This is a genomic window from Novilysobacter longmucuonensis, assembly GCF_046600735.1.
In the GTDB taxonomy this organism is placed as follows: Bacteria; Pseudomonadota; Gammaproteobacteria; order Xanthomonadales; family Xanthomonadaceae; genus Novilysobacter_A; species Novilysobacter_A longmucuonensis.
Genome location: NZ_JBJMAW010000001.1, coordinates 314,261 through 328,597, shown reverse-complemented (window position 1 = coordinate 328,597; position 14,337 = coordinate 314,261). Strand labels below are relative to the sequence as shown.

The window sequence follows — 14,337 nt, the reverse complement described above, 5'->3', positions numbered from 1 at the left end:
TCCGCTCAGGCGGCGGGGTGTTCTAGCGCTTTCAACTGGTCATGCAGCGGTGGCGGAATCGCGCGCGGGCGGAAGCCCCGGGCATCGAGCGCCGCGACCCGCACCTGCGCGGTCAGCAGCAGCTCGTCGCCGCGGCGGACCGCCTGGGCGAACACCGCGCTGGCGCGCCGGCACTGGCGCAACTCGGCCGTCACCTCGAGCGCGTCGTCGAGCCGCGCGGGTTTGAGGAAGTCCAGCGTCATCGCCCGCACCGCGAACACCAGATCGTGCTGGAGCCGCAGAAGTTCCTGGCCGTAGCCATGCTCGCGCATCCACTCGCTGCGCGCGCGTTCGAGAAATGCCAGGTACTGCGCGTGGTAGACCACCCCACCCGCGTCGGTATCTTCCCAGTAGATTCTTATCGGCAGGCTGAACATTCGATTGAAGCGATTTTCCGTTGGCGGTTTTCGGTGTTACGGGACTCGGGACTCGGGACTCGGGACTCGGGACTCGGGACTCGGGACTCGGGACTCGGGACTCGGGACTCGGGACTCGGGACTCGGGAAAAGCTTAAGCGGCTGTCATCCCGAGTGCAGCGAAGATCTGCTTTTGCCTGAGCGGTGCGAAAACAGCAGAGCCCTCGCTGCGCTCGCATGACACGGATGAGGGTTGTTGTGGGGGACGGGACGACAGTGGCGCGCGGCAGCGCTTCAAAGCAGCCCTCCCAAGTCCCGGGTCCCGAGTCCCGAGTCCCGGCTCCCCGGCTCCAGCCCGATATGCCGGTAGGCCTTCGGCGTGGCGATGCGCCCGCGCGCGCTGCGTTGCAGGTAACCCTGCTGGATCAGGTACGGCTCGATCACGTCCTCCAGCGTGCCGCGCTCCTCGCTGAGCGCCGCGGCCAGTGACTCCACCCCGACCGGGCCACCGTCGAAGGATTCGATGATGGTCAGCAGCAGGCGCCGGTCGAGCTCGTCGAAGCCCTCCGGGTCGACCTTCAGCATCGACATCGCGGCATCGGCGGTGTCGCGGCTGATGGTGCCGTCGGCCCGCACCTGGGCGTAGTCGCGCACGCGACGCAGCAGGCGGTTGGCGATGCGCGGGGTGCCGCGCGCGCGCCGGGCGATCTCGGCGGCACCGCCGGCGTCGCAGCGGATGTCGAGGATCTGCGCGGAGCGCCGCACGATCCGGGTCAGCTCCTCGGCGCTGTAGAACTCCAGCCGCTGGACGATGCCGAAGCGGTCGCGCAGCGGCGCAGTCAGCAACCCGGCGCGGGTGGTCGCGCCGATCAGGGTGAACGGCGGCAGGTCGAGCTTGATCGAACGCGCGGCCGGCCCCTCGCCGATCATGATGTCGATCTGGTAGTCCTCCATCGCCGGATAAAGGATCTCCTCGACCACCGGCGAGAGGCGGTGTATCTCGTCGATGAACAGCACGTCGAACGGCTGCAGGTTGGTCAGCAGCGCGGCCAGGTCGCCGGCCTTCTCGATCACCGGGCCGGAGGTCTGGCGCAGGTTGACGCCCAGCTCGTTGGCGATGACGTGGCTCAGCGTGGTCTTGCCCAGGCCGGGCGGACCGAAGATCAACACGTGGTCCATCGCCTCGCCGCGTCCCTTGGCGGCCTCGATGTAGATCTTCATCTGCTCGCGGACCGGCTGCTGTCCGAGGTACTCGTCGAGCCGCTTGGGCCGGATCGAGACCTCGACGGCGTCGTCCTCGCGGGTCGCGCCGGCGGCGATGATGCGCTCTTCGTTCATGGCCGGGACCGGGGACCCGGGACCCGGGACCCGGGAACGTCAACGTCAAGAACACGATCGACAGCGCCGGCGGGCTGCCTGTGGTGGCGGGGGTCCGGACTGCAGAGACTGCTCATGCCCACGATTGTACGGCTGCCTGTAAGTGCTTTCCGGGTCCCCGGTCCCGGGGCCCCGGTCCCGGCTTTCAGATCTCCACCTGCGCGCCCAGCTCCACCAGGCGATTGCCCGGGATCCGGAAGAAGCCGGTCGCCGGCGCCGCGTTGCGGTGCATCAGTGCGAACAGGCGGTCGCGCCAGACCGGCATGCCGCGGTGTGCGATCGCCACGACGGTCTCGCGGCTGGCGAAGTAGGTCGTGTCCATCGGATCGAAGTGGATGCCGCCCTGGTCGCAGCTGCGCATCAGCGCCAGCGGCACGTCGGGGGTCTCCATGAACCCGAAGCGCAGCCGCACGCGATAGAAGTCATCGCCGATCGCCTCGATCCGGAGCCGGTTGTCCTTGGGTGAGTACGGCACCGTCAGCGTCTCGACGGTCAGGAACACGTTGCGCTCGTGCAGCACCTTGTTGTGCTTGAGGTTGTGCATCAGCGCGTGCGGCACCACGCCCTTGTCGGCGGTCAGGAACACCGCCGTGCCCGGCACCCGCACCGGCGGCGCCAGCATCAGTCCGGGCAGGAAGCTGCCGAGCTGGATGCCCTCCTTCTGGATCTCCTCGCGCAGCAGCGTGCGGCCGCGGCGCCAGGTTCGCAGCAGGGTGAACAGCACGATGCCCAGCACCACCGGGAACCAGCCGCCCTGCAGCACCTTGGCGCCATTGGCGGTCAGGAACGCCAGGTCGATCAGGAAGAAGGGCACGCACAGCGGCAGCACCCAGAGGCGCCAGCGCGGCCACAATGCGCGCGCCACGATCGCCAGCAGCAGCGTGTCGATCAGCATCGTCGCCGACACCGAGACGCCGTAGGCGGTGGCCAGCGCCGAGGACGAGCGGAACGTCAGCACCAGCACGAGGACGATTGCCATCATCGCCCAGTTGATCGCCGGGATGTAGATCTGGCCGATGGTCTCGCGGGAGGTGTGCTTGATGCTCATGCGCGGGATGTAGCCCAGCTGCATCGCCTGGCGCGCGACCGAGAAGCCGCCGGTGATCACCGCCTGCGAGGCGATCACGGTGGCCATCGTGGCCAGCACGATCATCGGGATGCGGCCCCACTCGGGCACCCCGATGTAGAACGGGTTGCGGATCGCGGTCGGATCCTCCAGCACCAGCGCGCCCTGACCGAGGTAGTTGAGCATCAGCGCCGGCAACACGAAGAAATACCAGCCATAGCGGATGGGCTTGGCACCGAAATGGCCCATGTCGGTATAGATCGCCTCGCCGCCGGTCACCGCCAGCACCACCGCGCCGAGGATGAAGATGCCACCCCAGCTGTGCTCATAGAAAAAGCGCATCGCCCACCAGGGGTTGATCGCCTTGAGCACCTCGGGTTCATGCAGGATGTTGACCACGCCGAGCACCGCCAGCACGATGAACCACAGCACCGTGACCGGCCCGAAGATCCGTCCGACCTTGGCGGTGCCGTAGCGCTGGGTCGTGAACAATGCCGCCAGCACCACCACGGAGATCGGCACGATCCAGTTGCTCAGCTGCGGTGCGACCACCTCCAGGCCCTCGACCGCAGACAGTACCGAGATCGCCGGGGTGATCACGCCGTCGCCGAAGAACAGCGAGGCGCCAAGGATGCCGAGGATGCCGACCAGATACGTCGACTTGGAGCCCTTGGGCAGGCTGCGCTGGGCCAGCGCCATCAGCGCCATGATGCCGCCCTCGCCCTCGTTGTCGGCGCGCATGATGATGGTCACGTACTTCAGCGTTACCACCAGCATCAGCGACCAGAAGATCATCGACAGCACGCCAAGCACGGTGTCGTGGTTGGCGATCAGCCCGTAGTGCGGTGAGAACGCCTCGCGGATGGTGTACAGCGGGCTGGTGCCGATATCGCCGAACACCACGCCCACCGCGCCGACGATCAGTCCCGCCAGCCCGATGTTGCCGTGCCCGTCCTTGGCGGCGTGGCGGGGAAGATTTTTCTGCGCAGTGCTCATGGTTTTCCAGGGTGTGCTCAGGCGCTCAACGCAGCGCGGACTTGAGAGCCTTGCGGATGATGGTCGCGGCGTCGTCGCCGCTCTCGGTGGCCTCGCGCGCCATGCGCGCGGCGTCGGCCGGCTTGTAACCCAGTTGCTGCAGCGCGATCACCGCCTCGCTCTGCGGATCGGCCGGGGCGCCGCTGCCGCCCAGGGCGACGCCACCGCCCATCAGGTCGGCGGCGCGGTCGCGCAGCTCCACCACCATGCGCTCGGCGGTCTTCTTGCCGATGCCGGGGATGCGAGTGAGCGCAGTGATGTCGCCGGCCTGCACCAGTCGCGCGAATTCGTCGACCGGCACGCCCGACAGCACCGCCAGCGCGATCTTCGCGCCGATCCCGCTGACCTTCTGCACGTCGCGGAACAGGCGCCGCTCGCTCTCGCGCAGGAAGCCGTACAGCGAGACGCTGTCCTCCTTCTGTGCGTAGTGAGTGAACAACGACACCTCGCGGCCGAGTTCGGGCAGGTCGTAGAACGTGCTCATCGGCGCCTCCAGCTCGTAGCCAACGCCATTGACATCCACCACCAGCCACGGCGGTTGCTTGTGGATCACGATGCCTTTCAATCGGCCGATCATGCGCCGCGCCTTCTGAGTTGGTTGATGGCCACGCCGGTGCGCATCTGGGTCGCGCTCATGTGCGCGTGGGTCAGCGCAACGGCGAGCGCGTCGGCGGCATCGGCCTGCAATTTCATCTCCGGCAGGTTCAGCAGCAGCCGCACCATGTGCTGCACCTGCAGCTTGTCGGCCGCGCCGCGACCGACCAGTGACTGCTTGATCACACGTGGTGCGTATTCGCTGACCTTCAACTGCCGGCGCACCACCGTTGCCAAGGCGGCGCCGCGTGCATGACCGAGCTTCAGCGCCGAGGTCGCCGACTTGTCCATGAACACCGTCTCGATCGCCACCTGCTGCGGCCGCCAGCTGTCCATCACCCGCTCCAGGCCCTCGCACAACAGCCCCAGGCGCGAAGGGAAATCATCCGCACCGAGCAGCTTCAGCGCCTCGCAATGCACGAAGCTGCAGCGCCCGTCGGCGGCGACGTCGATCACGCCGACTCCGGTGCACTGCGAGCCGGGATCGATGCCGAGGATGCGGGTGGCGGTGCCGGGATCGGGGACCGGGGACCGGGGACCCGCGGGCGCTGCCGTCTTTTCGGGCGTTACGCGCATCGACCCCGGTCCAGTCGCCCGATGGTCCAGCCGGCGCTGCCCTTACCGGTCCCCGGTCCCCGGTCTCCGGTCCCGGTCTTATGCATACGCGCCCTCGCCCAGTTCGGCGTTGGAATACACGTTCTGCACGTCGTCCAGGTCCTCCAGCCAGTCGAGCAGCTTGACCACCTGCTGCGCGGTCTCGCCCTCGACCGCGACATCGTTGTCGGCGCGGAAGGTCACCTCGCTATCGTCCGGGTCCAGGCCCGCCGCCGCCATTGCGGCCTTGACCGGCTCGAAAGCATCCGGCGCGGTCAGCACGTCGATCGAGCCGTCCTGTGGATACACCACCACGTCATCGGCGCCGGCCTCGATCGCGGCTTCGGTAATGGCATCCTCATCTGCACCGGGCGCGAAGCTCAGCACGCCGAGCTTGCGGAACATGAAGGCGACCGAGCCGTCGGTGCCAAGGTTTCCGCCGAACTTGCCGAACGCGTGGCGCACATCGGCCACGGTGCGTACCTTGTTGTCGGTCAGGCAGTCGACGATCACCGCGACGCCGCCGGGCGCGTAGCCTTCGTAGCGCATCTCCTCGTAGCTGATGCCTTCGAGCTCGCCGGTGGCCTTCTTGACCGCGCGCTCGATCACGTCGCGGGTCATGTTGGCCGCGAAGGCCTTGTCGATCGCGGTGCGCAGCCGGGAGTTGCTCGCGGCATCGCCGCCGCCGGTGCGCGCGGCCACGCCGACCTCGCGCAGGAGCTTGGTGAACATCTTGCCGCGCTTGGCATCCTGGGCGCCCTTGCGGTGCTGGATGTTGGCCCACTTGGAATGACCGGCCATACGATTTTGGTGGTGCTGGAGAAACAAGCCGCGGATTATAGGCGCTCATTGCCGCCGGGCCGGGAATTTCCCGCCGGCCCCGGCAGCGCCCCCGGCGCGAACCGTCCTTCACGCAGGAATTGGGCAGCCTGCGCCGCGGCATCGCGCGAGAACAGCAGTCCGCTGTGGCTGGCCGCCACCACGGCGTGGTCGGCCAGGCCGGGCAGGCGGGTCTCGGCCACCGCGACGGTGCCGTCGCTGTCGCCGCGGATACCGCCGAAGAACTGGCCGAGCCCGAAAGGCACCCGGCCGGCGATCACCCCGACCTCGGCCCGGCCCTGCCAGGGCACGCAGCCGCGCCGTAGCAACTCGGCGCTGCGGCCCAGCGTGCGCGCGCTCCAGCGCCGCCGCGAAAGGCCCTCGGCGGCCGCGCTGCCGCACAGTGGCGAGCCGAGGCAGACCACGCGGCGTACCGGCAGGTCCGCGTCGCGCCGCAATGCGGTCAGGGTGATCAGGCCGCCGAGGCTGTGCGCGACCACATCGGCGTCGCCGCGTCGCAGGCGCTCGATGAGTTCCGGCACGGCCCTATCGGGCCCACCGGCGACGGTGGAATAGCCGAACGGTTCCGGCGCAAACCCGGCCGCCGCCAGCCGCCTGGCAAGCCAGTGCATCGATGCGCGGGGCATCCACAAGCCGTGCAGCAGGAGGACGCGGCGGGTCACGCAGGCGCCCTGGCCGGGACAGGAAGGGCTTGGAAGGATTTGTCTGGGCTTGTCGCTAGGGCAAGAGCAAATCCCCCCTGCCCCCCTTTTTCAAAGGTGGGAACGGCAGGTTCGAAGCGGTTTAGTGGCGGGCTCAACCGGAGGAACAATCGGGACGGCGGCGCAGGATGAATTCATGATCGCGCACCCGGCCGACCGGGAACTCGTAATCGCCGACGTGCTCGAAGCCGTGCCGCGCATAGAAGCGCTGGGCGCCGAGGTTCTCCGACCACACCCCGATCCACAGCGTGCACGGGCCGTCGCGCTGCAGCCAGTCCAGCGCGGTCTGGAACAGGCGCCCGCCCCAGCCGGCGTTCTGGTGGTCCTTCAGCACGTACAGACGCTTGAGCTCGCCATCGCCGGCGGCGACCTCCGGATGCGGCAGCCCGCAGGGTCCCGCCGCGGCATGGCCGACCGGCTCACCGTCGCGTTCCAGCAGCCAGATCGCATAGGCCGGGTGGGCCAGGATCACCGACTGCTTCCCGACTGCATAACTGTCCTGCAGGAAGGCCTGCAGGTCCTCGTCGGGATACAGGTGGCCGAAGGTCTCCACGAACGAGCGCGAAGCCAGTTGCGACACCGTCTCGGCATCGGCCGGCCCCGCGCGGCGGATCGCCAGCGACACGTCAGGCCTTGGCGGCTTTGGGCCGGATCGAGACATGCACCTCGGCCAGCTGCGCATCCGGCACCTCCGAGGGCGCGCCGGTCATCAGGCATTGCGCGGTGGTGGTCTTGGGGAATGCGATCACGTCGCGGATCGAGTCGGTACCGGCCATCAAGGCGGCGATGCGGTCGATGCCGAACGCGATGCCGCCGTGCGGTGGCGCGCCGTACTTCAGTGCGTCCAGCAGGAAGCCGAACTTGGCCTGCGCCTCGTCCGCGCCAATGCCAAGCAGCTCGAACACCGCCGACTGCATCGAGGAGCGATGGATACGGATCGAGCCGCCGCCGATTTCGTTGCCGTTGAGCACCATGTCGTAGCCGCGCGAAACCGCGGTCTTCGCGTTGGCGCGCAGCTCGGCCTCGTCGTCGACCGCCGGCGCGGTGAACGGGTGATGCAAGGCCACAAAGCGGCCGGCTTCCTCGTCCCACTCGAACATCGGAAAATCGGTGACCCACAGCGGCGCCCAGCCCTCATCGACCAGCTTCAGGTCGCGGCCGAGCTTCAGGCGCAGCGCGCCCATGAAATCGCTGGCGACGGTGTAGGTGGCCGCGCCGAAGAACAGCAGGTCGCCGCTCTGCGCGCCGGTCGCGGCCAGGATCGCCGCCAGCGTGGCGTCGTCGAGGAACTTGGCGATCGGCGAGTTGACGCCATCGCGACCTTTGCCGGCGTCCTCGACCTTCATCCAGGCCAGGCCCTTGGCGCCGTACTTGGCGGCGTGCGCGGCGTAGTCGTCGATCTGCTTGCGCGACAGGCTCGCCGCGCCCGGTGCGCGAAGCGCGACCACGCGGCCGTCCTCGAGGTTAGCCCAGTCGGTGAACACCTTGAACTCGCACGACTTGACGATTTCCGCGATGTCGACCAGTTCCATTGCAATGCGCAGGTCGGGCTTGTCCGAGCCGAAGCGACGCATCGTCTCGGCGTAGGTCATGCGCGGGAATTCGCCGAGTTCCACGTCCATGACCTCGCCGAACACGGTGCGGATCATGTCCTCGGTTGCGTCCTGTACGTCGCGCTCGGTGACCCAGGCAAACTCGATGTCGAGCTGGGTGAATTCCAGTTGGCGGTCGGCGCGCAGGGCTTCGTCGCGGAAGCAGCGCGCGATCTGGTAGTAGCGGTCGAAGCCGGCCACCATCAGGATCTGCTTGAACAGCTGCGGCGACTGCGGCAGCGCGTAGTACTCGCCCGGGTGCATCCGGGCCGGCACCAGGAAATCGCGCGCGCCCTCCGGCGTGGCCTTGGTCAGGATCGGCGTCTCGATGTCCTGGAACTCGCGTGCGTCCAGCCAGTGCCGCAGCGCCTGCACCAGCCGGGTGCGGATGCGCAGCTTGCGCTGCATGTCCGCGGTGCGCAGGTCGAGGTAGCGATACTTCAGGCGGATGTCCTCGCCGGCGTTTTCATGGGCGTGGAACGGCAGCGGCTCGGCCTTGTTGAGCACCTCGATGCGGCTGGCGACCACCTCGACCTGGCCGGTCCTGATTTTGTCGTTGACCGCGTGGCGCGCGCGCACCACGCCGGTCACGCGCAGGCAGTCCTCGTAGCCCACCTGTTCGGCCACCGCGAACGCCTCCGGACTGTCGGGCTCGACCAGCACCTGGACGATGCCCTCGTGGTCGCGCAGGTCGATGAAGCACAGCCCGCCGAGGTTGCGGGCGACGTCGGCCCAGCCGCAAAGGGTGACGGTCTGGCCGATGAGGCGCTCGTCGACGAGGCCACAGAAATGGGTACGCATGGGGGCTCCGGAATGCGGCTGGTCCGGCCGAGGCCGGGGCAGATCGATAAGGCCGGCATTTTAGCGGCTGCGCTGCGGACGTGCCGTCGGTCACGCGCGATCAGCTGCCATCGTCCCGTTTTACGCACGGCCAACGGCAGTCGCACGCAGTTTGAGACGCCGGTTGCGTTTTCGGCGATGCTTGCCCCAATAGGCTCAAGTTATCCCCGCGCGGGCCGCTGACAGCTGATGAGCGGCAAGTTCCGGTCCAGCACCAGCACCGACCACGGCTGCGTTCGACGAGAAGGGGGAGAGACCATGATGACAGCGTGCAAGCTCCGGCTGTGGATGCTGCTGCTGTCGTTGTCGCTGTTCTCGAGCACGGCCGGCGCCCGCATCGAGCATGCCGCGGCCCCGCTGCTGTCGGCCACGTTGCTCTCGGCGCCACCGGCGACCGCGGCCAGCGGATTGCTGCGGCAGGCCGGGCCAATGCTGGCGGGCACCTCACGCGGGCAGATGCGGGTCGGTTTGACCATCGTGGCGCCGGCGGACGAACCGGCCGCGGACGAAGAGGGGTTTGCAGGGCTCGATGCCGAAGTGCGCTGCGAGAGCAGCGACCTGGGCTACCGCGAGTGCCGCACGCCGTTCCGCGGAGCGGTGAAACTCTCGCACGAGCTGTCCGAGGTGATCTGCGTGGAAGGCGGCAACTGGGGCTGGCGCGCCGGCGCGGTCTGGGTCGATCGCGGTTGCAGCGCAGTGTTCGTGAAGATCCCCACGGAAGTCGCCGCGGTGCGGCAAAGCGCAAGCTGAGCGCTCAGGCGCTTCGGTAGGCTGGGCTGGCAAGCCCAGCTTTTCGGCGGACGACAGCGCTGCATTCGTAGGGTGGGCACGTTTTCTGTGCCCACCCTACGCCGACTGCCGTCGGTCGCCGCGCGGCGTCGCTCAGACCGCCGGGCTGGCCGGCTTCGCGGCCGGCTTGGCCACGGCCTTGACCGGCTCGGCTTTCTTCTCGGCGGGCTTGCCGTCGCCCGACTTGCCTTCGCCCGACTTGCCCTCGCCGGACTTGCCTTCACCGGAGTTGCCTTCACCGAGTTTGCCTTCAGCGACCTTGCCGTCGCCGGCCCGGCCCTCGCCCGAGCCAGCATCGCCAGCCAGATTGCGCTTGCGGTCGCCGTCCTTCTTGAAATCGGTCTCGTACCAGCCACCGCCGGCCAGGCGGAACTGCGGCGCGGTGAGCTGGCGCTTTAGCTCGGCCTGGCCGCACGCCGGGCAATCGCGTGGATCGGTGTCGGACAGCTTCTGCAGGCGGTCGAAGCTGTGGCCGCAGGCGGCGCACTCGAAAGCGTAGATCGGCATGGCGGGAGGCAACTCGGCGGAACGGTGCGCGGATTGTGGGGCCAGCCGGCGGCGAATCAAGTCCAGGCCGCGGCCCCTGCCCGACGCGATGTGCAGGCAACGTGAAATCTGGCGGTATTTTTTCAACCAGATCAGCATGTTACGGTGCGTGGCTATCTGCGTACGCAGGCACTTGCTGTCGGGGTAATGATTCCAGTCGTTCGATCGATGACCGCCTTGTTGGCGGGCGTGGCGCTGCTGCTGGCCGGCAGCGGCCTGCTGGGCACCCTGCTGGCGGTCCGCGGGCGCGCGGAAGGCTTCAACGACCAGACCCTGGGCCTGATCATGTCGGGCTATTTCGTCGGCTTCTTCCTGGGCACCTACGCCGCGCCCAACCTGATCCAGCGGATCGGCCATATCCGCGCGTTCGCGTTCTACGCCGCGCTGTGCGCCGTAACCGTGCTGCTGCATCCAATGCTGGTGGATCCGTGGATCTGGGGCGGCCTACGCGTGCTGACCGGCATTGCCCTGGTGGGCCTGTACACGGTGATCGAGAGCTGGCTCAACGCGCAGGCGCCGGCGGCGCAGCGCAGCCAGGTATTCGCGGTGTACATGGCGGTGAACCTGCTGGCACTGGCTGCGGGCCAGTGGCTGATCGGCCTGTACTCGCCGCTGCTGTTCGTGCCCTTCAGCCTGGTCGCGATTTTGATCTGCGTCGCCGCGCTGCCGGTCACCGCCAGCCGCATGCTCCAGCCCGAACTGCCCGCAACCCCGCGGCTGGCCCTGGTGGCGCTGTACCGGGCGGCCCCCGCGGCGGCCAGCGGCGCGCTGCTGGGCGGGCTGGCCCTGGGCGGCTTCTGGGGGCTGGGCGCGGTCTACGCGAGCCGGCTGGGCATGGACGTGACCGGCATCGCCACACTGATGAGCCTGACCATCCTGGGCGGCGCGGCCTTGCAGTGGCCGATCGGCCGGCTGTCGGACCGCGGCGACCGCCGCACCACCCTGGCGCTGGTCTGCACGTTGGCGACGGTGGTCTCGGTGGCGCTGGCGCTGACCGGCGGCAGCGACAGGACGTTGCTGTATGCGCTGTTCTTCGCGTTCGGCGGGCTGTCGTTCGCGATCTACCCGGTGTGCGTGGCCCACCTGCTCGACCACCTCGCCGCCGAGGACATGCTGTCGGGCTGCAGCAGCCTGCTGCTGCTCAATGGCATTGGCTCCGCACTGGGTCCGGCGCTGGCCGGCGCTTTGATGACCCAGGCCGGCCCGCAGGCACTGCCGGCATTCTTCGCCATCACCCTGGCGTTGCTGGCGCTCGTTACCGGCGGGCGGCGCCTGTCGTACCGTCGCGAACGTGAGCACCCGGCGCACTTCCACCCGATGCTGCGCACCACCCCGTCGGCGCTGGAACTGCTGCCCGAGACGGACGCGCCCGATGCGCCGCCCGCCGCTTCTGCCACTGAGGTGCCATCCCCCGCGCGCCCATCTGATCGCCCCCGAGAGGAAAGCCAGTGAACCGCTCAACGCCATCCCAGGGCCGCTCCAGCGCTTCGAAGTCTTCCGCTTCGAAAGCCGCCGGCGCGACCTCGGCACGCCCGACCCCGGCCGCTTCGCCGTCCACCGGTGAAAGCGACGATTTCGCGCCGTCGTTGATGCTGGCGACCGACCTGGACGGCACCTTCCTCGCCGGCTCCTCGGCACACCGCCAGAAGCTCTACCGGCTGGTCGACCGCCACCCGGGGATCAGCCTGACTTTCGTCACCGGCCGCGGCCTGGAGCATGTGATGCCGCTGCTGTCGGACCCGACCCTGCCGCGGCCCGACTACGTCATCTGCGACGTCGGCGCGACCGTGGTCGACGGCCTGACCCTGCAGCCGGTGCAGCCGCTGCAGGCCGGGATAGACGCGCGCTGGCCGGGCGAGCACGCGGTGGCCGATGCGATCGACCGCTTCGACGGCCTGGTGCGGCAGGACGTGCCGCAGGAGCGCCGCTGTTCGTACTTCTGCGCGCCCGAAACCTTGACCGGCATCCGCCACGAGATCGAGGCCGCGGCGCAGTCGCTGGGCTGCTCGGTGCTGTACTCGGCCGATCGCTACCTCGACATCCTGCCGCCGGACACCGACAAGGGCCGCACGCTGGCGGCGCTCGCCGACTCTCTCGAGCTGCCGCACGAGCGCGTGCTGGTCGCCGGCGACACCCTCAACGACCTGTCGATGTTCGTCGCCGGGTTCCAGGGCGTATGCGTCGGCGATTCCGAACCGGCGCTGGTCTCGGCCACCCAGCAGCTGGCCAACGTGCTGCACGCCGAGGCACCCGGCTGCGGCGGCATCCTGGAGGCGATCGAGCATTTCAACCTGCTCGAGGCCGACGACCCACACCGGCGCACGCCCAAGCCGCAGGCGATGGGCAAATCCGAGCTGGTGATGGTCTACCACCGGCTGCCCTACGAGGAATACGTCGAGGACGGAGTACGCAAGCGCCGCCGGCCGACCTCGCCCAACGGCATCATCCCCAGCCTGCTGGGCTTCTTCGGAAGCGGCCGCAAGGGCTCGTGGGTCGCCTGGAGCGTGGACGATCCCAAGCTGGGCGCGTTCGAGAGCCACACCCCGGTCGATGAGGCGCGCTATCCCGACCTCACCGTGGCCCGGGTCAGGCTGACCAAGTCCGAGGTCGACGCGTTCTACAAGCGATTCTCCAAGGAAGCGTTCTGGCCGATGCTGCACACCTTCTGGGAGCGCGCGCGCTTCCGCGAGGACGACTGGAAGATCTACCTGAAGGTCAACCGCAAGTTCGCCGAAGCCACCGCCGCGGAGGCCGCTCACGGCGCCACCGTGTGGCTGCACGACTACAACCTGTGGATGGTGCCGGCCACGCTGCGCGAGCTGCGCCCGGACCTGAAGATCGCGTTCTTCCACCACACCTATTTTCCCTCGGCCGACGTGTTCAACGTGGTTCCGTGGCGGCGCGAGATCCTCGGCAGCCTGCTGCAGTGCGATTACATCGGCTTCCACATCCCGCGCCAGGTCGAGAACTTCGTCGACGTGGTGCGCGGGGCGATGCCGGCCGAGACGCTGCACCGCGAAAGCTGCGCGCCGCGCTTTTTGACCTACGGCTGCGCGGTCGGGCTGGACACCATGACCACCTGCCTGCGCGTGGGCGACCGCGAGATCGGCCTGGGCGCGCATCCGGTCGGCACCGACCTGGCGCGCATCCGCGAGGCGTTGTCGCAACCGGAGGTCCGCGAGCGCGCCGCCGAGATCCGCCAGGAATTCAAGGGCCGCAAGCTGGTGCTGTCCATTGAGCGCCTGGATTACACCAAGGGCACGCTGGAAAAGCTGCTCGCCTTCGAGCGCCTGCTGGAGCAGCAGCCGCGGATGCAGGGCGGCGTCACGCTGCTGATGGTGTGCGTGCCGGCGGCCAAGGAGATGACGATCTACCGGCAGTTGCAGACCCAGATCGAGCAGGCGGTCGGCCGCATCAACGGCCGCTACGCCGACCTGGATTGGTCGCCGGTGCGGTTCTTCGCCCGCGCGCTGCCGTTCGAGCAGGTGCTCGCGCACTACGCCGCGACCGACGTCATGTGGATCACGCCGCTGCGCGATGGCCTGAACCTGGTGGCCAAGGAGTTCATCGCCGTGCACGGCATCCAGGACACCAGCGGCGTGCTGGTGCTGTCGGAATTCGCCGGCGCGGCGGCCGAGCTCAAGGGCGCGGTGCTGACCAACCCGCACGACCAGAACGATCTCGTCGCCGGCCTGGCGCAGGCACTGGCGATGCCCGATGACGAAGCCGAAGGCCGCCAGCGGCAGTTGTTCGACATCGTCAGCCGCTACGACGTGGAGCGCTGGGGCCACGACTTCCTCGACGCGGTCGAGACCGCCGGCAGCGGCGCCAGCCATCATCGCTACGCAATGCCGAGCAACGAATAGAAGCGGTTTTCGGTTGGACTCCGTCGCCGTCTCGCGTCCGGCCCTTCACTTGTAGGAGCGGCTTCAGCCGCGATCACAAGCCGGTGTTGGCGTCGGCATGAC

General features: G+C 68.5%; 12 protein-coding genes and 1 pseudogene. 3 read left to right on the top strand and 10 right to left on the bottom strand.

Translation table 11 applies throughout. The features are described 5' to 3' along the window. Positions 1–5 precede the first annotated feature (5 nt). The 9 genes from ybgC to aspS all read right to left on the bottom strand — a co-directional run bounded on the left by ybgC (position 6) and on the right by aspS (position 8,995). Positions 6–416 (bottom strand): tol-pal system-associated acyl-CoA thioesterase, encoded by a 411-nt coding sequence (gene ybgC / locus ACJQWM_RS01455; RefSeq protein ID WP_332706246.1) that lies wholly within the window; start codon positions 414–416, stop codon positions 6–8. A gap of 273 nt (positions 417–689) precedes the next feature. After that, a complete protein-coding gene (ruvB, locus tag ACJQWM_RS01450) occupies positions 690–1,733 on the bottom strand; it encodes a Holliday junction branch migration DNA helicase RuvB (protein WP_332706243.1) in 1,044 nt (347 codons plus the stop codon). Between the two features lie 184 nt (positions 1,734–1,917). Next, entirely contained in the window at positions 1,918–3,834 is a 1,917-nt protein-coding gene (locus tag ACJQWM_RS01445; RefSeq protein WP_332706240.1) for a potassium transporter Kup, read from the bottom strand. Positions 3,835–3,859: 25 nt separating this feature from the next. Beyond that, positions 3,860–4,450, bottom strand: coding sequence for a Holliday junction branch migration protein RuvA (ruvA, locus tag ACJQWM_RS01440; protein ID WP_332706237.1), 591 nt, complete (start codon positions 4,448–4,450; stop codon positions 3,860–3,862). Next, positions 4,447–5,043 (bottom strand): crossover junction endodeoxyribonuclease RuvC, encoded by a 597-nt coding sequence (ruvC, locus tag ACJQWM_RS01435; RefSeq protein WP_332706234.1) that lies wholly within the window; start codon positions 5,041–5,043, stop codon positions 4,447–4,449. The genes ruvA and ruvC overlap by 4 nt, the downstream gene beginning before the upstream one ends. A gap of 78 nt (positions 5,044–5,121) precedes the next feature. Next, the gene (locus ACJQWM_RS01430; protein ID WP_332706231.1) at positions 5,122–5,862 is read right to left on the bottom strand and encodes a YebC/PmpR family DNA-binding transcriptional regulator; all 741 of its coding nucleotides are present in this window, start codon (positions 5,860–5,862) and stop codon (positions 5,122–5,124) included. 35 nt (positions 5,863–5,897) lie between these two features. Then, positions 5,898–6,563 carry an esterase/lipase family protein gene (locus tag ACJQWM_RS01425; protein WP_411306622.1) on the bottom strand — a complete coding sequence of 222 codons (666 nt, stop codon included), beginning with the start codon at positions 6,561–6,563 and terminating at the stop codon, positions 5,898–5,900. Between the two features lie 133 nt (positions 6,564–6,696). Next, positions 6,697–7,221, bottom strand: a complete 525-nt coding sequence (locus ACJQWM_RS01420; RefSeq protein ID WP_411306637.1) for a GNAT family N-acetyltransferase — start codon at positions 7,219–7,221, stop codon at positions 6,697–6,699. A 7-nt stretch (positions 7,222–7,228) separates the two neighbouring features. Continuing rightward, positions 7,229–8,995, bottom strand: a complete 1,767-nt coding sequence (gene aspS, locus ACJQWM_RS01415; protein WP_332706225.1) for an aspartate--tRNA ligase — start codon at positions 8,993–8,995, stop codon at positions 7,229–7,231. Between the two features lie 297 nt (positions 8,996–9,292). Between aspS and ACJQWM_RS01410 the strand changes: the two genes are divergently transcribed. Continuing rightward, positions 9,293–9,784 (top strand): DUF3011 domain-containing protein, encoded by a 492-nt coding sequence (locus ACJQWM_RS01410; RefSeq protein ID WP_332706222.1) that lies wholly within the window; start codon positions 9,293–9,295, stop codon positions 9,782–9,784. Between the two features lie 324 nt (positions 9,785–10,108). On the opposite strand, the pseudogene ACJQWM_RS01405 reads toward ACJQWM_RS01410, so the two are convergent. Next, positions 10,109–10,330 (bottom strand): annotated as a pseudogene (locus tag ACJQWM_RS01405) (FmdB family zinc ribbon protein); the annotation flags it as partial. 207 nt (positions 10,331–10,537) lie between these two features. Here ACJQWM_RS01405 and ACJQWM_RS01400 point away from each other — a divergent pair. Together ACJQWM_RS01400 and ggpS are read left to right on the top strand one after the other, a co-directional pair. Continuing rightward, positions 10,538–11,821: an MFS transporter gene (locus ACJQWM_RS01400; protein ID WP_411306621.1), complete on the top strand. Its 1,284-nt coding sequence runs from the start codon at positions 10,538–10,540 to the stop codon at positions 11,819–11,821. Continuing rightward, positions 11,818–14,235: a glucosylglycerol-phosphate synthase gene (ggpS, locus tag ACJQWM_RS01395; protein ID WP_332706216.1), complete on the top strand. Its 2,418-nt coding sequence runs from the start codon at positions 11,818–11,820 to the stop codon at positions 14,233–14,235. The genes ACJQWM_RS01400 and ggpS overlap by 4 nt, the downstream gene beginning before the upstream one ends. The last annotated feature ends 102 nt before the right edge of the window (positions 14,236–14,337 follow it).